This is a genomic window from Haloglomus halophilum, assembly GCF_024298885.1.
GTDB lineage: Archaea > Halobacteriota > Halobacteria > Halobacteriales > Haloarculaceae > Haloglomus > Haloglomus halophilum.
Genome location: NZ_CP101166.1, coordinates 1,609,822 through 1,630,244, shown reverse-complemented (window position 1 = coordinate 1,630,244; position 20,423 = coordinate 1,609,822). Strand labels below are relative to the sequence as shown.

Sequence of the window (20,423 nt, the reverse complement as noted above, 5' to 3'; positions counted from 1 at the left end):
CCCTCGCCCGCACCACCCTCTTGCCATGACCGACTCGCCCGACGAGGACTGGTTCGGCACCGGCGAACCGACCGAAGCGTCGGGCATCGTCGGCGAGTATTTCGCGCTACGCCGAGAGGCCGAGGCGGACGTGCTGGCGATGCAGATGGGGGATTTCTACGAATTTTTCGGCGAGGACGCCGAACTCGTCGGCCGAGAGCTCGACCTGAAGGTGAGCCAGCGCTCGTCGGGCGGCGAGAACTACTCGATGGCCGGCGTCCCCGTCGACGACCTCGCGCCGTACCTGAAGGCGCTGGTCGAGCGGGGGTATCGGGTGGCGGTGGCCGACCAGCATCCCGTCGACGACGGTCACGAGCGCCGGGTCGACCGGGTCGTCACGCCCGGGACGCTGCTGGACCCCTCCGGCGACGACGCCCAGTACCTCGCGACGCTCGTCCGGGGCGAGAGCGGGTCCGAGCCGACCGTCGGGCTGGCCTTCCTCGACGTGACGACGGGCCGGTTCCACGCGACCGCCGTCTCCGGACCCGAAGCGGAATCACGCGCCCTGACCGAGTGCTACCGGTTCGCGCCGACCGAGGTGCTCCCGGGCCCCGACGCGCGCAACGACGACGCACTGCTCGAACGCCTGCGCGAGTCGCTCGGCGCCGACGGCGGCGAGACACGCCTCACGCTCCACGACGCCGAGGCGTTCGCCCCCGGCCGCGCGAAGCACACCCTCCGCGAGCAGTTCGGCGACGGCGCGGCCGACAGCGTCGGCCTGGACTCGGAGCCCGCGATACAGGCCGCGGGCGCCGCGCTCGCGTACGTCGCCGAGACGGGCGCGGGCGCCCTGGCGTCGGTCTCGCGGCTGCACGCGTACACGCCCGACGACCACGTCTCGCTGGACGCGACGACCCAGCGCAACCTCGAACTCACGGAGCCGATGACCGGCAACGGCCGGTCGCTGTTCGATACGCTCGATCACACGGAGACCAGCGCGGGCCGGCGCTTGCTGAAGGAGTGGCTCGGGCGCCCCCGGCGCGACCGCGCGGAGCTGAAACGGCGGCAAGGGGCGGTCGCCGCGCTCGCCGCGGACGCGATGGCCCGGGACCGCCTGCGCGAGACGCTGGACGGCACCTACGACCTCGAACGGCTGGCCTCGCGGACCGCGTCGGGGAGCGCCGGTCCCGACGCGCTGCTCCGGGTGCGCGAGACGCTCGCGGAGCTGCCGGCGCTGGTCGAGGCCGTCGAGTCGTCGCCGCGGCTTGCGGACTCGCCCGTGGCGGACCTGTTCACCGACCTCGACCGCGAGGCCGTCGCGGAGGTGCGCGATGAGCTGGAGGCCGCGCTCGCCGACGACCCGCCGAAGTCGCTGACAGCGGGCGGACTCATCCGCCCAGAGTACGACGAGGAACTCGCCCAACTGGTCGAGCGCCACGACGAGGCCGCCGAGTGGATCGACACACTCGCCGAGCGCGAGCAGCGCGAGCACGGGCTCAATCACCTCTCGGTCGGCCGGAACAAGACGGACGGCTACTACATCCAGGTCGGCAAGTCCGAGAGCGACGATGTCCCCGACCACTACGAGGCCATCAAGACGCTGAAAAATAGCGAGCGGTTCGTTACCGAGGAACTCGAGGAGCGCGAACGCGAGATCATGCGCCTCGAGGAGCAACGCGGGGACCTCGAGGCGGAGGTCTTCCGCGACCTGCGCGAGCAGGTCGGTGCCGAGGCCGAGTTGCTGCAGGCCGTCGGCCGCGCGTTCGCGGAACTGGACACGCTCTGCTCGCTGGCCGAGCACGCCGTGCGCAACGACTGGACCCGGCCCGAGCTGACCGACGAGGACGTGCTGGACCTGCAGGCGGCTCGGCACCCGGTCGTCGAGCAGTCGGTCGAGTTCGTCCCCAACGACCTCCGGCTGGACGGCGAGCGGCGCTTCCTGCTGGTGACGGGCCCGAACATGAGCGGGAAGTCGACGTATATGCGCCAGGCCGCGCTGGTGACGCTGCTCGCGCAGGTCGGCTCGTTCGTCCCGGCGCGGGAGGCTCGCGTGGGGCTCGTGGACGGGGTCTACACCCGCGTCGGCGCGCTCGACGAACTCGCGCAGGGCCGCTCCACGTTCATGGTCGAGATGCAGGAGCTGTCCAATATCCTCCACAACGCGACCGAGGACTCGCTCGTCATCCTGGACGAGGTCGGGCGCGGGACGGCGACGTACGACGGCATCTCGATTGCCTGGGCGGCGACGGAGTATCTCCACAACGAGGTCCGCGCGAAGACGCTGTTCGCGACCCACTACCACGAACTGACCTCGCTGGCCGAGCACCTCCCCCGCGTCGAGAACGTCCACGTCGCGGCGGAGGAACGCGACGGTGACGTGACGTTCCTCCGGACCGTCCGCGACGGCGCGACCGACCGCTCCTACGGCGTCCACGTCGCGGACCTCGCGGGCGTGCCGGCGCCCGTGGTCGAGCGCTCGCGAGACGTGCTGGACCGGCTCCGCGAGGAGAAGGCCATCGAGGCGAAGGGCTCGGGGTCGGAGACGAGCCCCGACGAGACCGTGCAGGCGGTGTTCGACCTCGGCGGCGGGGAGTTCAGGGAGGACGCTGCGGCGGCTGATGGTGGGGACAATCCGGAGGCCCTTGACCCGACGACCGAGTCCGTGCTGACGGAACTGGAAGATGTCGATATCGAGGATACGTCGCCGGTGGACCTGCTCTCGCGGGTGCAGGAGTGGCAGCGCCGGCTGGAGGAGTGACGGGGCGTGGGCCATCTCCCCCGCGAGTGCTCGGTCGCGGGGACCGATTGGCGACGGCCCGAGCGCGTCGTCAGTTGTTCGTGATCACGTGGGTGACACAGCCCTCGTTGACCACCGCGCCGTCCACGACCAGCTGCGCGCAGTTCTGGACGGCGTCCGAGCCGCCGGGGAACTGTGCTGCCGGGACGACATCGACGGTCAGCGTCAGGGTGGGGAGACAGCTCCCGGGCGAGAGCGCCCCGTTGTTGGGGTGGGTCGCGGTGACGACGCCACCGCTCACCGAGACGGTCCAGCCGCTTCCGGCGGCGGAGACGAACGACATCCCGTCCGGCAGGTCGTCGGTCACGGTGACCTGGCTGTCACACTGTGCGTCCGTCGGGTTACAGACCGTGATGTCGTACTCCTCCTGCGCGCCGTAGGTGAACTGTGTCGCGGCCAGCTTCTCGACCGTGAGGCCGTTACAGCTCTCGACCGGCTGCGTGACGGTCACGACCGCGCAGTCGCGGTCGTTCCTCGCGTTCACGTCGCTGCCGTCGATACTGACGCAGTTGCGGATCTGATCGCCGGTCTCGTCGATCGACCCGACATCGACCGCCAGGGTCAGCGCCGGGAGGCAGTCCCCGGGCGCGAGCCCGGTGCCGTTCCCGTGCGTCGCGGTGACGACGCCGCCGCTCTGGTTGACACTCCAGCCGGTGCCGTTCGCCGAGGTGTACGTCAGGCCGTCGGGCAGGTCGTCGGTGAGCGTCACCTCCTCGTCGCAGTCGCCGTCACCCTGGTTACAGACCACGATGTCGAACTCGGTGGGCTCGCCCGCGGTCACCACGCCGCCACCGGCGTGGGTCTTGGTGACCGCCAGGTCGCACTCGCCCGCGGCGGGCTGGACGGGCACGCTCACGCAGTTCTGGTTGTTGTCGGGGTTCGCATCCGTGCCCTCGATGCTGGCACAGTTGCGGATCTGGTCGCCCGTCTCCTCGATGGCGCCGATCTGGACGTTCAGCTCCATCGTCGGGAGACACTCGCCGGGGTCGAGTCCACCGCCGTTGGCGTGGGTCGCCGTCACGGTCCCGTTGTTCTCGCCGAAGCTCCAGCCGGTTCCGGCACCCGTCTCGAAGCTCACGCCGCCGGGGAGTCCGTCGACGACCGTCACCGGCTCGTCGCAGATCCCGTCGCCCTCGTTGCAGATGGTCACCTCGAAGGTAGCCCCCGACTCCTCGGTCACGGCGTCCGCGCTGGAGGTCTTCCTGATCCCCAGGTCGCACTCGCCGTCGAGTTCGCCGGGCTCGACGGGCACGCTCACGCAGTCGCGGTCGTTCGCAGCGTTCGAATCCGCGACCTTGAGGCTCGCGCAGTTGCGGATGGCGTCGCCGGTGACGGACATCGAGCCGATGTTGACGGTCAGCTCGAGCACCGGGAGACACTCGCCGGGGTCGAGCCCACCGCTGTTGTCGTGGGTCGCGACGACGGAGCCGCCACTCTGACTGACACTCCAGCCGGTGCCGCTCCCCGAACCGAACGTCACGCCGGCCGGCAGGCCGTCGACGACCGTCACCTCGTCTTCACAGACCTCGTCCCCTTCGTTGCAGACCTCGATCTCGAAAGTGGCGGGACTCCCCTCGGTGACGGTGTCGGCACCGTACCGCTTGGAGATCGCCAGGTCACACTCGCCCTCGAGTTCGCCCGGGTCGACGGGCACGCTCACGCAGTCGACATCGTTCGCGTCGTTCGCGTCGTCGACCTTGAGACTCGCGCAGTTGCGGATCGCGTCACCGGTTTCGGATATCGGTCCGATACCGAGGGTCAGCTCGAGTATCGGGAGACACTCCCCTGCGTCGAGCCCGCCGCCGTTGGCGTGGGTCGCGACGACGGAGCCGCCACTCTGGGTGACGGACCATCCGGAGCCAGCCCCCGTATCGAAGGTCACACCGTTCGGCAGGCCGTCGACGACGGTGACGGGGTCCGTACAGACGCCGTCGCCCTCGTTGCAGACCTCGATCTGGAAGGTCGCAGCACTCCCCTCGGTGACGGTGTCGGCACCGTACCGCTTGGAGATTGCCAGGTCGCACTCGCCCTCGGGCGGTTCGACCGGGACCTTGACGCAGTCCGTCTTGCTCCTGGTATCGGGGTCGCCCTGCTCGACGGTGGCGCAGTTGGCGATCTCGGGCCCGACCTCGTCCGGCTGCCCGACCTCGACGGTCAGCGTCAGGGTCGGTAGACAGTCCCCGCCGCCGAGGCCGTTCGCGTTCGGGTGTTCGCACGTGACGACACCGCCGCTCTCGCTGGCCGTCCAGCCGCTCCCGCCGACCGAGTCGAACGTCGTTCCGCTCGGCAGGTCGTCGGTGACGGTCACGCCGTCGGTACACTCCTCGTCGCCCTCGTTGCAGACGCTGATCTCGAACTCGGTCGTCCCCCCGTACGTGACCGGATCGCCCGAGTGTTCCTTCGAGAGTGTCAGGTCACAGGGGGTATCGGGGTTCGAGCACCCCGCGAGGCCGACGGCACCCCCCGCTGCAACGACCTGGAGGGCCCGTCTCCGGGTGAAGTTCCCCGACTCCGGGACGTCCTCGTCGGTCATCGTTCGGTTCCTCCGGGAGGCAGCGGAGCCACCGGCCGTGTCCGTACCGTCGACTGGCCCCACCCGCTCCGATGTCTTCTCCGTGAGAGACCGCTTACGCCGAAATTAATCGCCATTCCCTGTCTTCGTCTCCCCACTACTGGATACGGTTCGCGGTTGACTGGGAAACTCGTTTATAAGGGGCCGTGCCCCGCGAACTTGGGTGACGTTCCCCGAACGGGGCCGAGAAACCGCGACCAGAACCGCTGTCAGTCGGTATCCGGGGTCGAGGACAGCAGGGCGCTCTCGATGATCTTCTCGTTGCCTCGCCGGATGCGCTTCGAGATCGCCTGGCGACTGATCCCGAGCTCGCCGGCGAGTTCGTCGAGCTCCACCCGGCTCGGGGACGCGAAGTAGCCCCGCCGAACCGCGAGGACGAGCGCTTCCCGTTGCTCTGGCGTCAGATCGAGCGGCCGTCCCTGTTCGAACGGTTCGAGCAGGGTGTAGGTTCGGTCGACACGGATCGGGAGATCCAGGTCGCGGACGGTCTCGTGGAAGGTCGAGAGGGCATCGTGATCCGAAAAGCGGAGTCGGAACTTCCACGTCTCGTCCCCCCGCGCCTCGAGGATGACGGCTTCCGACCGTTCGAAGGCTGCGATCAGGTCCGTCGGGGCGCCGTGCCACTCGAGCCGATACAGCCCCTGGTCCCCGAACCGATCGAGCGAGGTCAGCGATCTGATGGCCGGATGCGACCGGACGCGCTCCTCGAACGTGTGATACTCGTCGCCGATTGCCCACACGAACGGCATCACCATCGCCCCGGTCGGGACGATGCGTTCGAGTTCGAGCACCATCTCGGGCGGCGGTGCCAGCACCTGCCCGAGCTGGAACGCATCGGCGTCGATGGTGAACTCCAGGAGGACGCTCATATCTACCGCTGTTCTGGGAGAGTAGGGCCATAACATTTCGCCCCGATGAAGATTAATTATAATTGATAATTTTGGAGACCGTACCGGATGTCGCGACTCGGGGCGGGCGCCCACACGTCCGAGGTCGTGTCGGTGGCGAGCGGACGGGAGCTTCACGGACACGATTCTCCGGCTGACGGGGGCCGAGCCCCCGGCACACTGGACCCGACCACCGATTCCGCGCTGGAGGGGTTGCAGGGGATGGGCGTAGAGAGCACGTCGCCAGCCCGCTCGGACGGGTTCAGGAGGGGCAGCGCCGGCTGGAGGAGTGAGCGCGGAAACACAATATTCCAGCTCGCTGGATACATGCTCCATCAGCACGTATCGCCGGTATGTCCGATTCCGCTGACTCCGACCGTGATGCCCGGGCCCTGACCCGGGGGGAGCGCGTCAGGGCCGCTGCCCGAACGCTCCGCGAACCCCGGACCGCCTCGTGGGTCGCCGAGGAGACCGATGTCTCGGTGAAGACAGCCCGGAAGTATCTCGACCAGCTCGCCGAGGACGGCGTCCTTCAGGTGATCGAGCGGGGCGACCGGACACTGTATCTGGTCGACCGACTCATGGCACGCTATCGCGAGGTTGCCGCACTCCAGCGCGAGCACGACCGTGAGGAACTGACCGACGCACTCGACTCGATGCGCCGTCGTATCTCCGACTGGGAGTCGCGGTACGGCGTGGAGTCTCCCGGTGAACTCCGCGCGACGGTGGCCGACAGCGACGACCCGGACGAGGTGGATGAACGGCGCGAGGCCGCGAGCGAGTGGGAGCATCTCCGGAATCGTCTCTCGCTGGTCCGTGCCGCGCTCAACGAGTACGACTGGGCGGCCGAGGACGCACTCTCGGCCTGAAGTCAGGAATCGAGGTAGCTCTTCGCCTCGTCGATCATCCGGTCGGTGAACGCGGCCGAGATCTCACCTTGCGGGTTTGCCACTGCCCGATGTTTCACTGTCGCGAGGACCCACGGCGAACAGTAGGAGGTCTTCTGCGGGTTCCGCCCGGAAACCCACTCGTCGCCGACCTCGCTGTTCGCGGGGAGGTCGCTCGTCGTCAGCGCAGCACAGACGTACTCCTCGCCCGGATAGGGAAGCGAGTCCGCCGCGAGAACCAGCCAGAGCCGTGGATTCGATCCGTCTCGGAACGGGTCGGGAGCCCAGAAGACATCACCCTTCCCGAAGGCACCGTCACTCACGGTCCTCGCGAGGGTCGGTCGCGTGTTCCTGCCACTCGTCGTACGCGAACGGCTCGCCCTCATGGCTCGCTGCGACCTCGCTCGCATGGCTGACCGCCGCGTCGGCACTCCGTTCGTGGTCGCTGATTCGCCAGTACCGTCCTCGGTGGTCGACCCGGCCGCGCTCACGAAGGCGGACCAGCGTCGGCCCGATCGACCCCTGCGCGACGCCGGTTGCCTCGACGAGTTCGCTCTGCGTGAACGCCTGATCCGGATTCGATGCGAGGAAATCGAGGACCGCCCGGGCGTTCGTTTCGGGTGCGGGCCCGTCGTCGTCCGGGTCGATATCGTCGAACCGGTCGGCACTGATGGGCATACGTATCAGTTGTATCGGATGTACTAAGCGGTTTTGTCGCTCACGGTTCCGCTCCCTGATGCGGGAGAGATCGGCGTCAGAAGAGTGACATCCGGCCGCCCCTACGGCGACAGCAGCCGACCCAGTCGCCGGACCGTCCCGCCGAGCAGGCCCGTTCCGCTGTCGTCCTCCTCGTCCGCTTCTTCCTCGGGTTCCGCCGATTCGGCCCCCTCCGGTTCGGGCTCGCCGACGGCGAGCGCGACGGTCACGCCCTCATCGCGCCCGATGGTAACAGTCAACTCGTCCGCTGCTGGTTCCCACACGCCGTCGCGGTCGGCCACGATGCCGGCCGTAGCGAGTTCCTCCAGCCGGTCGCGGACCTCGCGCATGTCGAGGTTGCAGTGCCGGGCCAGCTCCCCGGTCGAGGCGGCGCCCTCCCGGTAGAGGTGGTCGAGCAGCCGGAGGCTCAGCCACGAGGTGGCCACGGCGGCCCGGTGGGCCTCGCGGGCGACCGTCTCGTCGTCGAAGAACCGGCGGAGTTCTGCCTCGGAGGGGACGGACATACTAGCTCTGTGTCAGGTTGGACAGCTCACGGCTGGTCTGTTCGGTCAGTTTGTACTCGATGCCGCGGTCCCCCTCGGTGGCGCGGATGAGGCCCTCCTTCTCCAGTTCGGTCAGCGCCTCCTGGATGTGGTAGGAGCTGGCCTCGAGCGCCTCGGTGATGCCGTTGGCCGTGCTGGGGCCCTGTTCGTCGAGGACCGCGACCACGTCGGCAGCGTGGCCCGAGAGCTGCTCCAGTTTCCGCGAGGTCTCCTCGGCGAGCGTCGCCCGGACGAACTCGAAGTCGAGCACGTCACGCTCGACCCGGGCGCCGGCCTCGATGACCTCGTTGCACTCGCGGCGGATGTGGCGCGGGTACGGCGTGATGTCCTGATGGACGAGTTCGATGGCCTCGCGGGTGAACGGGGCGAGGTCTCCCTCGTCGTGGCTGCAGCCGTCGCCGTCGCCCCACTCGCTCTCGCGGCAGTAGTAGCGAAGGCGCTTGTTGACGAGTTCGACCACGCCGTCGATGTCGAGGCCCGAGAGCGTGATCTCGTCGCCGATGCGGTCAGAGAGCGGCTCGATACGGCCGTGGATCTGGTCGAGCATGTGGGCGGTGCCGTTGAAGACGAGCACCGGCTCCCAGTTCTCCACGTCGCGCTGGAGGTGGAGGATCTGCCGCAGGGTGCCCTCGCTCCCGTTGATGACCTCGTCGTAGAAGACGACCGTCCGGACCCCGTCCTCGTAGCGCCGTTCCAGGGCGTCGGCCACGTCGTCGTACAGCTCCGTGCTGGTGGCCGTGGAGTCGACCGGCTCGCCCAGCTCGTCGAGGATGCGCTTGGCCATCGTCTTGCTGAACCGGCCCTTCTGGACCGCGACGAAGACGGGCTCGTACTCCTCGACCTCCGTCAGCACCTCGTACATCGTCTTCGTCAGGATGGTCTTGCCCGTGCCGAACGGGCCCGTGATGAACGTGTTGACGTTGCGCTGGATGTTCTCCCGGAGCCGCCGGAGTTCGTCCTCGTAGCCGGCGAACAGGCTCGGGTCGGGCCACTTCTCGGCGAACGGGTTCGTCCGGAAGCGGTGGCCGTCCACCTCGTACGGCCAGCTCCCCCCGCTCTCGAACTCCCCCTTGATCTCCGAGACGATGTCGTCGACCATCGGTTACCCCGGACTTCCCGCCCCTGACTCTTGAACGTAGTGGGTGTATCCGGTGCACTGGCTGTATCGACTCGATCCTCGCGGTTGTCTGATCGGCTCAATCGGCTCTAACAACTCTAGTAACAATATCAACTCGATTAGCAGTAACTACTATAACGGCGGCATCCGTGCGCCCGGTGTGGTGTCAACCATGGGCGAACTCATCCAGGTCGAGGGCCGCGAGGTGCCGGTCGAGGACGGCACGACGGTCCAGGACCTCAAGGAGCGGCTGGACCGGGACGACGACGAACTGGCGACCTACGAGGAGAACGGCGAGGTGAAGGTGCTCGGCGACCGCGATGTCGTGGCCGACGCCGTCCCGGAGGGGACGAACGTCAGCTTCCAGCCCGGAGAGGGACAGGTCTTCGGACGACCCGGCCTGGGCCGTGGTAGTCGGCCGGGCGAAGGCCGGGATGTCCGGTCTGTCGGGGGTCGGGGCGGTCGGCCGGGCGGAGGGGTCTGATGAAGCGCGGCCGCGCCTACGAGGAGGCCCGGAAACTGGGGGAGCGCTACCCGGTCGAGTACAGCGAGGCCGACCGGCGGGTGGTGCTAGAGCGGTTCGACTTCCCGCCGGGCTGGGACCCGCAGTTCGGCAAGCTCCGGTACGAGCTCCCCGACACGTACCCCCGGGACATGCCCACCGTGTACGTCCCGAAGGAGATGTCCTACGAGGGTGGGTCGCCGACCCACCTGCTCCACGGCATCTCGCCGTACGGCGACTCCGACTGGAGCAAGTGGTGTATCGAGGACCACAACGCGAACTGGGACCCGGCGTCGGACACGCTGGTGAAGCTCACGACGATGATGCGGGCGTCGCTGGCGGACCCGTACAGCGACAACCCGTTCGCGGAGGGGTCGGCGTGAGCGACCGCCGTCTGCGCGTCCCGGCACGGGTCGTCCGCGAGCTGCGCGAGGCGCTCCTCCAGGCCGACGAGCAGGAGCGGTTCGCGTTCGTCGATGCCGGAACCGGCCCGGCACCGGGGCACGGGAAGCCCGACGCCCCAGCCGACGCCGAGGGGTCGGCGGATGCCCCGGACCTGCTCGCGAGCGAGGTGGTCCCGGTGCCGGACGAGCAGCTGGCCCGGCAGTCGAAGACCGCGTGCCGGCCCGAGCCGGCGGTCGAGCGCGACCACGTCGGGGACTGCTACGACCGGCAGCTCGCGCCCGTGCTGGTCCACAGCCACCCGTTCTCGGACGACCCGCGGTTCAGCAGCATCGACGTGGAGGCGATGGGGCGGTTCCGCGAGTGGCTGACGGGCCTGTTCCCGGACCGCCCGTTCGGCTTCGCCGTCGTCGGGCAGTCCGGCATCGAGGCGGTGGCGAACGCGGGCGAGCGGTTCGCGGCGCTCCCGGTCGAGGTCGTCGGCGGATGGAAGCTCGACGACCCGGTCCCGGGGGCGGTCGACCGGTTCACACCGACGGACGGCGGCGAGCGCGACGGGGCGACCGCGAGCAACGGGGATGCACCCACTGCCGACACCGACACGCTGGGGGGCGACGACGGTGTCGGCGACCGTTTCGACCGGAACGTCCGTGCGCTCGGGACCGACGGCCAGCGCCGGCTCCACGACGCCACGGTCGGCGTCGTCGGGGTCGGCGGCATCGGCTCGCAGGTCGCCGAGCAGTTCGCGCGGCTCGGCGTCGGCGAGCTCGTCCTCGTCGACCCGGACACGGTCGAGCCGAGCAACCTGCCGCGGCTGGTCGGCGCCTACGACCACCACGTCGGGAAGCCCAAGGTCGAGGCCGTCCGCGAGCACGCCTGGCGGTCCTCGCCGGCCGACATCGACGTGACGGCCGTCGCCGAGCCCGTCCAGGAGGTCCCGGAGCGGCTGGCCGACTGTGACCTCGTCGTCGGCTGCGTCGACCGCGTGAGCGCCCGCTCGTTCTGCAACGAGTGGGCCGTCAAGCACCTGACCTACTACGTCGACGCCGGGGTCCGCATCGACACGACGGATGATCGGGTAGTCGGGATGACCGGGTACGTCCACCTGGTGGCGCCCGGGAGCACCGCGTGCTTCGACTGCCTGGGACGTCACGACCAGGAGGCCGCGCGCATCGAGCGGCTCTCGCCCGACGAGCGCGAGGCCGAACTCGAACGAGGCTACATCGACACCGAACAGGTGTCGCCCGAGCCGGCGGTCATCCACCTCAACGGGCTCTGTGCCTCGAAGACGGTCTCGGTCGCCACGGACGTGGTGACCGGGGTGAAGGTCCCGCCGGATTTCATCCGGTACGAGGACACGGCTCACGAGATGACCGCGCTCACGACCGAGCCCAGCCGCGAGTGCCCCACCTGCGGGGACGAGGGTGTGCTCGGCGTCGGGCAGCGCTCGTTCGGCGACGCACAGTTCACGCCCGAGGACGGCCCCGAGACGGCCACCTCGGACTGAGAGCGACACACACGCTCCTCGAGGGCCGGTTCGGCCCTCGCTCCCGTATCCACGATAGCTCCCGGTCCACCCGGGCCGTCAGCCGCTGCCGACCCGCGACGACACGGACCGCTCGCGCTGCCGCCCGCGGCGGCGGTGGGTCAGCCGTGGCGCGTCTCGGTGTGGAGCACGTCCAGCGACCCATCGACGACGACATCGATGGTGTCGCCCGCACAGGAGAACGTCAGTTCGACCTCGAGCGGGTCGGTCGAGCGGACGGTGTCCTCCGCCGCGAAGACATCGCTCCAGCCGGGGGTCTCCCAGACGTTCACGCCCCGCTCGGCGAAGAAGGCCACGACCGGGGGTTCGAACAGCAGCGGCCGCTCCATCGTGCTCAACATGAACCAGTGGCAGTGGGTACACCAGAACAGCAGCGCGGGCACGTTCCAGCCTTCGATGTCGAGGCTGTCGAAGTGCTCGTGGCCCACATCCAGCTCCGCCGGCCCCGAGCAGTACGGGCAGAACCCCTGCGACATCGACAGGAGGTCCGTCGTGAAGCGGACGTTCATCGCCTCGGCGACCTCCGGAACCGCGTCGGCGTCGAACGGTCCCGGCGGCACCGGGTACTGGTGCAGCTGGTCGTCGCACGAGGGGCACTCGATGCTCACGCGCTGGTCGCGGTACGATGCGTGGAGGTGTTCCCCGCAGACATCGTGGGTCGGCTCCAGTTCGAAGGGAGGTATCTCCAGTTCCTTCGCGTAGAACCCCGCCTTCACCGCCTGGTAGGCCTTGAGCCCCCGGAGGGTCAGGTGATAGCCGTCCTCGACGCTGGCGACGTAGTCAGTGTCGACGAGCTGCTGGAGGTGGTAGTTCAGCCGCCCGCTGTCCTCGAGTTCGGTCCCCTCCCAGATATCCGTGAACCGCAGTGTGGCGTACCGCCCCGCCGTGCAGGCGTCGCCGAGCGTCATGAGGATGAACAGCCGGTGCTCGTTGGCGATGGTCTTCAGCACCTCGTCGGCGACGGCGAGACTCGGACCGTCGGCGCCGACCGGATTACCCCCCATACGCAGTGGCTGCGCCGGGGAGGTAATGACCTTGGGGGGCCGTGCGTGTCGGTGGGCGGGTAGAGAGCGGGTCGGTGTGGAGGGGCGGATGTGGAGAGCGGGTCGGTGTGGAGGGGCGGATGTGGAGAGCGGGAACGGAGTGGAGGGCCGAAGCGGGAACCGGAGGGAGTTCCCATCCGTGTGACGGGGGGGCTCCGGGATAAGTTTCATCTGAAATCGATTTCACACAGGTCCCGCTCGGAGCGTATCGAGAGCGCCGCCCCGTCTCCTCGTGGGGCCGCTCGCTCGTCACGTCCCACCCGGTCCCGCCGACGGGTCGAAAGCTCCTTGCTGGTCTCCTCACCACCTGTGGGCGTGACGAACCGAACGCTCCCTGCCGGCGCGGTGGCGCTGGTCGCGCTGTTCGTGACGGCGCTGGTGACCTCGCAGGTGACCGCGGCGAAGCTGATGAGCGTCCCGCTGCCCGTCGGCCTTCCGGTCGTCGGCGCGAGCATCCTCCTCCCGGGTGGGGCCATCGCCTACCCGCTGACGTTCTTCGCCTCGGACTGCTACGCCGAGTTGTACGGCAAGCGCCCGGCACAGGTGATGGTCAACGTCGCGTTCGGGATGAACTTCGTCCTCCTCGCACTGGTCGCGCTGACGGTCGGTGCGCCCCACGGGGGTGGCGTCCCGCAGGGGATGTTCGCGACGGTTCTAGGCGCGAGCCTGAACATCGTCGTCGGGAGCCTCCTGGCGTACCTGGTGAGTCAGAACTGGGACGTGCTCGTCTTCCACGCGCTGCGCGAGTACACCGACGGCGAGGCCCTGTGGCTCCGCAACATCGGCTCGACCGCGACGAGCCAGGCACTGGACACGGTCATCTTCGTCGGCCTCGCGTTCTACGTCCTCCCCGGGGCGGGAATCAACCCGCAACTCGGACTCTCGCTCGCCGGCGTCGTGGCACTCATGCTCGGCCAGTACCTCGTGAAGCTCCTCATCGCGCTGGTGGACACGCCGTTCGTCTACCTCGTCGTCGGGCTGGTCCGGGGCCGGAACGAGCATCCCGTTCTGGGACGGTACTGAGGAGGGCGGTCACGCCGACCGGTCACTTCCCTCGTCCCGGGCCCAGTCGAGCGACCGCTCGACCGCCTCGCCCCAGCGCTCGTACCTGCGGTCGGCCGTCGCGCGGTCCAGAGAGGGGGTGAACTCGCGGTCGACCTGCCAGTTCTCGCGGAGGTCATCGATACCGTTCCAGTAGCCGACGGCGAGCCCGGCGGCGTACGCCGCACCGAGGGCGGTCGTCTCGTCGACCTCCGGACGGACGATGTCGGTGCCGATGCTGTCGGCCTGGAGCTGGCAGAGGAAGTTGTTCTTGACCGCGCCGCCGTCGACGCGGAGGCGGCGGATGTCGATGCCGGCGTCGGCCTCCATCGCCTCGACGATGTCCCGGGTCTGGTAGGCGATGGCCTCCAGCGTCGCCCGGACGATGTGGGCCTTCCGCGTCCCGCGGGTCATCCCGACGACGGTCCCGCGGGCACGGCCGTCCCAGTGGGGGGCGCCGAGCCCGGTGAACGCCGGGACGACGTAGACGCCGTCGGTCGAGTCGACCGACCGCGCGAGCTCCGCAGTCTCGGCCGGGTCCTCGATGAGGTCGATGTCGGCCAGCCACTCGATGGCCGCGCCCGTGACGAAGATGGAGCCCTCCAGCGCGTACTGGGCGGGTTCGCCCGAACGCTGGAAGCCGACCGTCGTCAGGAGGCCGTGGTCGGAGTCGACGGCCTCGGGCCCCGTGTTCAGCAGGAAGAACGAGCCCGTGCCGTAGGTGTTCTTCGCGTCGCCGGCGTCGAAGCAGCACTGCCCGAACAGCGCGGCCTGCTGGTCGCCCAGCGCACCCGCCACCGGCACCTCGGCGCCGAGGAAGCCGTCCGGGTCCGTGTACCCGTAGTAGGAGCTGTCGCTGGAGGGGCGGACCTCGGGGAGCGCCGCGCGCGGCACGTCGAACTCCGCCAGCAGCTCGTCGTCCCACGCCAGGTCGTGGATGTCGAACAGCATCGTCCGCGAGGCGTTCGTCACGTCGGTGACGTGCGCGCCGGTGAGGTTGAAGACGAGCCAGGAGTCGATGGTTCCGAGCAGCAACTCGCCGGCCGCGGCCCGCTCGCGGACGTCGGCCCCGCCGGCGCGGTCCGTCTCGATGGGGTCGGCGTTGTCGAGCAGCCACTCGGCCTTCGTCGCCGAGAAGTAGGCGTCACACTCCAGCCCGGTCCGCTCGCGGATCCACCCGTCCTTCCCGGCCGCCCGCAGCGCCTCGACGCGGTCGGTCGTCCGGCGGTCCTGCCAGACCAGGGCGCGGTGGACCGGCTGGCCCGTCGTGGCGTCCCACAGCACCGTCGTCTCGCGCTGGTTCGTGATGCCGATACCCGCCAGCTGCCCCGCATCGATGCCGGCCTCGCGGAGTGCCTGCGTGACGACGGCCGTCGTGTTCTCCCAGATCTCGACGGGGTCGTGCTCGACCCAGCCGGGCTCCGGGTAATACTGCTCGTGTTTCTCGTAGGCGTCGGCGACGACCTGCCCCGCGTCGTCGAAGAGCATGAAGCGAGTCCCCGTCGTCCCCTGGTCGACGGCCCCGACGTAGGTGTGCTCCGACATGGTTGCTGTCGAGTGCCTCGCCCTCCGGTGGTATCCAACTATTGGTCGCCATCGATTATCGATATATCCCCGTTGTTCGACTCCTATGTAGGCCCCATGACTGTTACATCACCGACCCGACATCTATTCGGATATATGCTCCCCTGTGCCCGTTATAGCCATATTATCCGTTCGAGCACTTCGCGACGCGCGGAACACAGGGCTAAGGCCCGTCGGTCACAACCGTCGGCCAACACGTGAGACGAACGACGGAGGTCCTCGTCGTCGGGGGCGGCTCGACCGGCTGTGGCATCGCCCGGGACCTCGCGACCCGCGGTGTCGACGTCACGCTCGTCGAGAAGGGGAACCTGACCCACGGCACGACCGGCCGGATGCACGGCCTGCTCCACAGCGGCGGCCGCTACGCCGTTTCCGACCGGGCCAGCGCCCGCGAGTGCATCGAGGAGAACGACGTCCTCCGGGATATCGCTGCCCACTGCGTCGAGGAGACCGGCGGCCTCTTCGTCAAGCGCCCGGAGGACGAGGAGTCGTACTTCGAGGAGAAGCTGGCGGGCTGTCGGGCCTGCGACATCCCCGCCGAGGTCCTCTCCGGCGCGGAGGCGCGCGAACGTGAGCCGTACCTCGCCACCGACATCGAGAAGGCCATCGCGGTGCCGGACGCGGCCATCGACCCGTTCCGGCTCTGCGTCGCGAACGCCGCCGACGCCGCCGACCACGGCGCACGGGTCGCGACCCACGCCGAGGTGACCGACGTGCTCGTCGAGGCCGGCGAGGTGGTCGGCGTCGAGGTCCGCCACGGCGACGGCCCTCGCAAGGCGACCACCGAGGTCGGCGCCACCGAGCGCATCACGGCCGACCACGTCGTCAACGCGACGGGCGCGTGGGCCGGACAGCTGGGCGCGATGGCCGGCGTCGACATCGCGGTCCGGCCCTCGAAGGGCGTGATGACGGTGATGAACACCCGGCAGGTCGACACGGTCGTCAACCGCTGCCGGCCGAAGGGCGACGCCGACATCGTCGTCCCCCACGAGACGGCCTGCATCCTCGGGACGACCGACGAGGAGGTCGACGACCCCGAGGACTACCCCGAGGAGCGCTGGGAGGTCGACCTGCTGGTCGAGCAACTGGCCGAACTCCTCCCCATCCTCCACGAGGCCCGCACGCTCCGCTCGTTCTGGGGGGTTCGGCCGCTGTACGAGCCGCCGGGAACCGGCACGGAGGACCCGACCGACATCACGCGGGACTTCTTCCTGCTGGACCACGCCGACCGCGACGGCCTGCCCGGGATGACCAGCATCGTCGGCGGGAAACTGACGACCTACCGGATGATGGCCGAGGACATCGCCGACCACGTCTGCGAGAAACTCGGAGTCCGCGCGACCTGCCGGACCGCCGACGAGTCCCTGCCCGGTAGCGACGACATCCGCGATCTCCACGACCGGATGGACGAGTTCGGCCTCCGCTCGCCGGTCAGCCGACGCTCGGCTCAGCGCCTCGGCTCCCGGGCCGACGAGGTGCTTGACGTGGACGGCCCGAACCCCGTCGTCTGCGAGTGCGAGGCCGTCACCCGCGCCGAGGTCCGGGACGCCATCGACGGCGCCGGGCGCGACCTCAACGCCGTCCGGCTCCGCACCCGCGCCGCGATGGGCACCTGCCAGGGCGGGTTCTGTTGCCACCGGATGGCCGCGGAACTCGAGTCCGAGTTCGATGCGAGCGAGGCCCGCGCCTCGCTCGACGAGCTGTACCAGGAGCGCTGGAAGGGCCAGCGCCACGCGTGCTGGGGCGAGCAGCTCTCGCAGGCGATGCTGAACCACATGCTCCACGCGACGACGATGAACCGTGACGGCGACCCGGCGCGGCTCGACGACGACATCGACTTCGGGGCGTTCGACGGAGGGGACGCATGGCCATAGCCAGCGACGTGCTGGTCGTGGGGGGCGGCCTCGCCGGCGCTACGGCGGCGCTCGCGGCCGCCCGCGAGGGCGCCGACGTGCGGCTCGTCTCGCACAAGCAGTCGACGCTGTCGCAGGCGTCCGGGCTGGTCGACGTGCTCGGGTACGTGCCGCACACGCGTGCTGAGGCTGACGACGACCCGACGGCGACCCCGACGGCGGGTCGCACCGGCATCCGGGACCGACCGGACCCGGAGGGGCCGCTCGTCGACCCGTTCGCGGCCGTGGACCGGCTCCCCGAGGGCCACCCCTACCGGCTGGTCGGTGTCGACGCGCTCCGCGCCGGCCTCGAACTGTTCGACGACGCCGTCGACGGCTACCGGGGCGGGCACACCGACCGGAACGCACTCGTCCCGACGTTCGGCGGGACGGTGAAGCCGACCGCGCGGTATCCCGAGTCGGTCGCGGCGGGCCTCGCCAGCGACGCCCGGCCGATGCTGGTCGTCGGCTTCCGGTCGCTCACCGACTTCGACGCCCGGCAGGTCGCCGCTCGACTGGAAGCGACGGGGGTCCCGTTCCCCGTTGCCGGGGTCGAGGTCGCGTTCCCGGCGGCCTTCCGCGACGACGCGGCGGTGACGCGGGTCGCCCGCGCGCTCGACCGCGACGAGGCCATCGACGGGACGCCCGCGCGCCGCGCGCTGGCGGCCGCCGTGGAACCGCACCTCGACGCCGTCGAGGGGGGCGCCGCCCGTGTCGGCTTCCCGGCATTCCTCGGTGACGACGCGGCGCCCACGGTCCGCGCCGAACTCGCGGACCACCTCGGCGCCGACGTGTTCGAGATTCCGATGGGACCGCCCAGCCTCCCGGGCCTCCGGGTGGAGGACCGCCTCTACGCGGCGCTGGAGGACGCTGGCGTCCGGTACGAGACCGGTAATCCGGTCGTGGGGCGCGAACTGGCCGATGGGACCGACGGCGGGGACGGCGCGAGCGGCCGCGTCGATGCCCTCCTCGTCGACCGGACGGGGACGGAGGTGCCCTACGCCGCCGAGGCGGTCGTCCTCGCGACAGGTGGGCTGGTCGGCAAGGGCATCCACTCGGACCGTGAGGGTGTCCGCGAGCCCGTCCTCGGCTGTCACGTCCCGCATCCCGCGGAGCGCTACGAGTGGTACGTCGACGACGCCCTCGGTGACCAGCCGTACGCCCGGTTCGGCGTCGACACCGACGACCGGCTCCGGCCGCTCGACGCCGACGGCGCGGTGCAGTTCCCGAACGTCCGCGTCGCCGGGGCGACGCTGGGTGGAGCCGACGTGGCCCGCGAGAAATCCGCGAGCGGCGTCTCGCTCGCGACCGGTCTCGTCGCCGGGCGCGAGGCCGCCGCGGAGGTGTCACGATGACAGGACACGACGATTCCGACCCGGAGGACGAGGAGTACCACCCGGCACCGGGCGTCCCGCGCCTCGGCCGCGACGAGCAGGAAGCCGTCTACGGCCCCGACTACACCGTCGACCCGCCCGAGGACGGCATCGACCCGGTGTCGCGGGCGGCCGCGACCGGCGCGGCGGATTCCGAACCGGATGTCGCCCCCGATGGCGGTACCTCCGCCACGGGCGGGGACCTCGACCCGGACGACTACGACGCCGTCGACGTGTTCGACACGGGCGCGCTGGACCTGCGCGACGGCTCCGACTCCTGTTACAAGTGCACCTCCTGTGACACCTCCTGTCCGGTCGCGGAGGTGGACGACTCCTTCCCCGGCCCGAAGTTCCAGGGCCCGGAACAGTGGCGGCTCAAGCGCAAGGAGGACGCCGATATCGACCCCTCCATCACGGACTGCTCGAACTGCATGCGGTGTGACTCGGCGTGCCCGTCCTCGGTGCCGCTCTCGCAGATGCACAACGAGGCCCGCGGCGAGTACGTCGACGAGCAGATGGAGAAGCTCTCGACGGAGTACGTCCGGAACCGCATCCTCTCGAACTACCGCTTCTTCGCCGCCATCGCGAGCAAGACCCCCCGGCTGGCGAACTTCGTGACTGGCCTCTCGGTCACGCAGTGGGCCGGCGAGAAACTGCTCGGTATCACGGGCGAGCGGGAGTTCCCCGACTTCGCCGAGGAGACGTTCCGCGAGTGGTGGCGCAAGAGGGGCGGCGCGCGGGTCGAGAATCCCGAGAAGCGCGTGGCCTACTTCCACGGCTGCTACGCCAACTACAACACCCCCGAGGTGGGCAAGGCGATGGTCCGGGTGTACGAGTCGTTCGGCTACGAGGTCATGGTCCCGCCCCAGCAGTGCTCGGGGACGCCGATGTTCGCCAACGGGATGCTCGACGACGCGCGCCGGCACGCCGAGACGAACGTCGAGGAACTCGTCGCCGCCATCGGCGAGGGTGCCGACGTCATCGCCTCCTGTACCTCCTGTTCGCTCTCGCTCCGGCAAGAGTACCCCGAGCTGTTCGACCTGCACGGTATCGAGGACGTGGCCGAACACACCTTCGAGGCGCTGGAGTACCTCCGCATCCACGAGGACCTGCGCGGCGAACTCGCCGACGCAGAACTGGGCGGCGAGTCGTTCGCGTACCACGCCCCGTGTCACGCCCGGAACCAGGGGCTCGCGCGGCAGGCCATCGAGACGTTCGCCGACGTGGACGGCGTCGCCGTCGAGGACGTGGGCGACTCCTGCTCGGGCATCTCGGGGACGTACGGCTGGAAGGCCGAGAAGTACGAGACCTCGATGACGATCGGTGCGGAGATGTTCGAGCACATGGAGGCCGCCGCAGGAGAGGTGGGGATGACCGAGTGTCCCACCTGCGCGATGCAGATGGAGCACGGCACGGGCTACGAGGTGAAGCACCCGCTGCAGGTGCTGGAGGCGGCCGTCATCGACTGAGCGGTCGCCGTCGCGGGTTCAACCTGCCTGTAACTGCCGGAACACGGCTCAAGGTGCTGGAGCGCGTACCTCG

The 20,423-nt window shown here is 69.6% G+C and carries 17 protein-coding genes; 9 read left to right on the top strand and 8 right to left on the bottom strand.

Translation table 11 applies throughout. The annotated features are described in order from the left end of the window. Positions 1-25: 25 nt before the first annotated feature. Positions 26-2,737: a DNA mismatch repair protein MutS gene (gene mutS, locus NL114_RS07930; protein ID WP_254824250.1), complete on the top strand. Its 2,712-nt coding sequence runs from the start codon at positions 26-28 to the stop codon at positions 2,735-2,737. A 70-nt stretch (positions 2,738-2,807) separates the two neighbouring features. Here the strand turns inward: mutS and NL114_RS07925 are convergent, their stop codons facing one another. Both NL114_RS07925 and NL114_RS07920 read right to left on the bottom strand, forming a co-directional pair. Next, a complete protein-coding gene (locus NL114_RS07925) occupies positions 2,808-5,309 on the bottom strand; it encodes a DUF11 domain-containing protein (RefSeq protein ID WP_254824249.1) in 2,502 nt (833 codons plus the stop codon). A 248-nt stretch (positions 5,310-5,557) separates the two neighbouring features. Next, the gene (locus NL114_RS07920; RefSeq protein ID WP_254824248.1) at positions 5,558-6,217 is read right to left on the bottom strand and encodes a helix-turn-helix domain-containing protein; all 660 of its coding nucleotides are present in this window, start codon (positions 6,215-6,217) and stop codon (positions 5,558-5,560) included. A gap of 371 nt (positions 6,218-6,588) precedes the next feature. Here NL114_RS07920 and NL114_RS07915 point away from each other — a divergent pair, with 371 nt between their 5' ends. Next, positions 6,589-7,104, top strand: coding sequence for a DUF7342 family protein (locus tag NL114_RS07915; RefSeq protein ID WP_254824247.1), 516 nt, complete (start codon positions 6,589-6,591; stop codon positions 7,102-7,104). A 2-nt stretch (positions 7,105-7,106) separates the two neighbouring features. On the opposite strand, the gene NL114_RS07910 is transcribed toward NL114_RS07915, so the two are convergent. From NL114_RS07910 to NL114_RS07895, 4 genes are all read right to left on the bottom strand, one after another. After that, complete coding sequence (locus NL114_RS07910) at positions 7,107-7,445, bottom strand: hypothetical protein (RefSeq protein ID WP_254824246.1); 339 nt, start codon at positions 7,443-7,445, stop codon at positions 7,107-7,109. Continuing rightward, a complete protein-coding gene (locus tag NL114_RS07905; protein WP_254824245.1) occupies positions 7,438-7,800 on the bottom strand; it encodes a helix-turn-helix domain-containing protein in 363 nt (120 codons plus the stop codon). Before NL114_RS07905 ends, NL114_RS07910 begins: the two co-directional genes overlap by 8 nt. A gap of 101 nt (positions 7,801-7,901) precedes the next feature. Continuing rightward, entirely contained in the window at positions 7,902-8,342 is a 441-nt protein-coding gene (locus NL114_RS07900; protein ID WP_254824244.1) for a helix-turn-helix domain-containing protein, read from the bottom strand. Position 8,343: 1 nt separating this feature from the next. Beyond that, positions 8,344-9,480 carry an AAA family ATPase gene (locus NL114_RS07895; protein ID WP_254824243.1) on the bottom strand — a complete coding sequence of 379 codons (1,137 nt, stop codon included), beginning with the start codon at positions 9,478-9,480 and terminating at the stop codon, positions 8,344-8,346. A gap of 190 nt (positions 9,481-9,670) precedes the next feature. On the opposite strand from NL114_RS07895, the gene NL114_RS07890 reads away from it, so the two are divergent. From NL114_RS07890 to NL114_RS07880, 3 genes are read left to right on the top strand one after another with little or no spacing between them, the layout of a single operon-like run. Next, complete coding sequence (locus NL114_RS07890) at positions 9,671-9,982, top strand: hypothetical protein (protein ID WP_254824242.1); 312 nt, start codon at positions 9,671-9,673, stop codon at positions 9,980-9,982. Next, positions 9,982-10,383, top strand: a complete 402-nt coding sequence (locus tag NL114_RS07885; protein WP_254824241.1) for a hypothetical protein — start codon at positions 9,982-9,984, stop codon at positions 10,381-10,383. Before NL114_RS07890 ends, NL114_RS07885 begins: the two co-directional genes overlap by 1 nt. Then, positions 10,380-11,909 (top strand): HesA/MoeB/ThiF family protein, encoded by a 1,530-nt coding sequence (locus NL114_RS07880; RefSeq protein ID WP_254824240.1) that lies wholly within the window; start codon positions 10,380-10,382, stop codon positions 11,907-11,909. Before NL114_RS07885 ends, NL114_RS07880 begins: the two co-directional genes overlap by 4 nt. 140 nt (positions 11,910-12,049) lie before the next feature. On the opposite strand, the gene NL114_RS07875 is transcribed toward NL114_RS07880, so the two are convergent. Next, entirely contained in the window at positions 12,050-12,952 is a 903-nt protein-coding gene (locus NL114_RS07875; protein ID WP_254824239.1) for a DUF7351 domain-containing protein, read from the bottom strand. A gap of 354 nt (positions 12,953-13,306) precedes the next feature. Here NL114_RS07875 and NL114_RS07870 point away from each other — a divergent pair, with 354 nt between their 5' ends. Then, positions 13,307-14,014, top strand: a complete 708-nt coding sequence (locus tag NL114_RS07870) for a queuosine precursor transporter (protein ID WP_254824238.1) — start codon at positions 13,307-13,309, stop codon at positions 14,012-14,014. Positions 14,015-14,023: 9 nt separating this feature from the next. On the opposite strand, the gene glpK is transcribed toward NL114_RS07870, so the two are convergent. Next, a complete protein-coding gene (glpK, locus tag NL114_RS07865) occupies positions 14,024-15,577 on the bottom strand; it encodes a glycerol kinase GlpK (RefSeq protein ID WP_254824237.1) in 1,554 nt (517 codons plus the stop codon). A 236-nt stretch (positions 15,578-15,813) separates the two neighbouring features. Here glpK and glpA point away from each other — a divergent pair, with 236 nt between their 5' ends. From glpA to NL114_RS07850, 3 genes are read left to right on the top strand one after another with little or no spacing between them, the layout of a single operon-like run. Then, positions 15,814-17,490, top strand: coding sequence for an anaerobic glycerol-3-phosphate dehydrogenase subunit GlpA (gene glpA / locus NL114_RS07860; protein WP_254824236.1), 1,677 nt, complete (start codon positions 15,814-15,816; stop codon positions 17,488-17,490). Continuing rightward, positions 17,481-18,863, top strand: a complete 1,383-nt coding sequence (glpB, locus tag NL114_RS07855; protein ID WP_254824235.1) for a glycerol-3-phosphate dehydrogenase subunit GlpB — start codon at positions 17,481-17,483, stop codon at positions 18,861-18,863. The genes glpA and glpB overlap by 10 nt, the downstream gene beginning before the upstream one ends. Beyond that, positions 18,860-20,350 carry an anaerobic glycerol-3-phosphate dehydrogenase subunit C gene (locus NL114_RS07850; RefSeq protein WP_254824234.1) on the top strand — a complete coding sequence of 497 codons (1,491 nt, stop codon included), beginning with the start codon at positions 18,860-18,862 and terminating at the stop codon, positions 20,348-20,350. The genes glpB and NL114_RS07850 overlap by 4 nt, the downstream gene beginning before the upstream one ends. Positions 20,351-20,423 lie beyond the last annotated feature (73 nt).

Bases quoted from the DNA above. Each gene is read 5' to 3' on its own strand.
- NL114_RS07925 (WP_254824249.1), bottom strand. From the start codon at position 5,309: ATGACCGACGAGGACGTCCCGGAGTCGGGGAACTTCACCCGGAGACGG.
- mutS (WP_254824250.1), top strand. From the start codon at position 26: ATGACCGACTCGCCCGACGAGGACTGGTTCGGCACCGGCGAACCGACC.
- NL114_RS07905 (WP_254824245.1), bottom strand. From the start codon at position 7,800: ATGCCCATCAGTGCCGACCGGTTCGACGATATCGACCCGGACGACGAC.
- NL114_RS07915 (WP_254824247.1), top strand. From the start codon at position 6,589: ATGTCCGATTCCGCTGACTCCGACCGTGATGCCCGGGCCCTGACCCGG.
- NL114_RS07920 (WP_254824248.1), bottom strand. From the start codon at position 6,217: ATGAGCGTCCTCCTGGAGTTCACCATCGACGCCGATGCGTTCCAGCTC.
- NL114_RS07895 (WP_254824243.1), bottom strand. From the start codon at position 9,480: ATGGTCGACGACATCGTCTCGGAGATCAAGGGGGAGTTCGAGAGCGGG.
- NL114_RS07850 (WP_254824234.1), top strand. From the start codon at position 18,860: ATGACAGGACACGACGATTCCGACCCGGAGGACGAGGAGTACCACCCG.
- glpK (WP_254824237.1), bottom strand. From the start codon at position 15,577: ATGTCGGAGCACACCTACGTCGGGGCCGTCGACCAGGGGACGACGGGG.
- NL114_RS07885 (WP_254824241.1), top strand. From the start codon at position 9,982: ATGAAGCGCGGCCGCGCCTACGAGGAGGCCCGGAAACTGGGGGAGCGC.
- NL114_RS07900 (WP_254824244.1), bottom strand. From the start codon at position 8,342: ATGTCCGTCCCCTCCGAGGCAGAACTCCGCCGGTTCTTCGACGACGAG.
- glpB (WP_254824235.1), top strand. From the start codon at position 17,481: ATGGCCATAGCCAGCGACGTGCTGGTCGTGGGGGGCGGCCTCGCCGGC.
- NL114_RS07875 (WP_254824239.1), bottom strand. From the start codon at position 12,952: ATGGGGGGTAATCCGGTCGGCGCCGACGGTCCGAGTCTCGCCGTCGCC.
- NL114_RS07890 (WP_254824242.1), top strand. From the start codon at position 9,671: ATGGGCGAACTCATCCAGGTCGAGGGCCGCGAGGTGCCGGTCGAGGAC.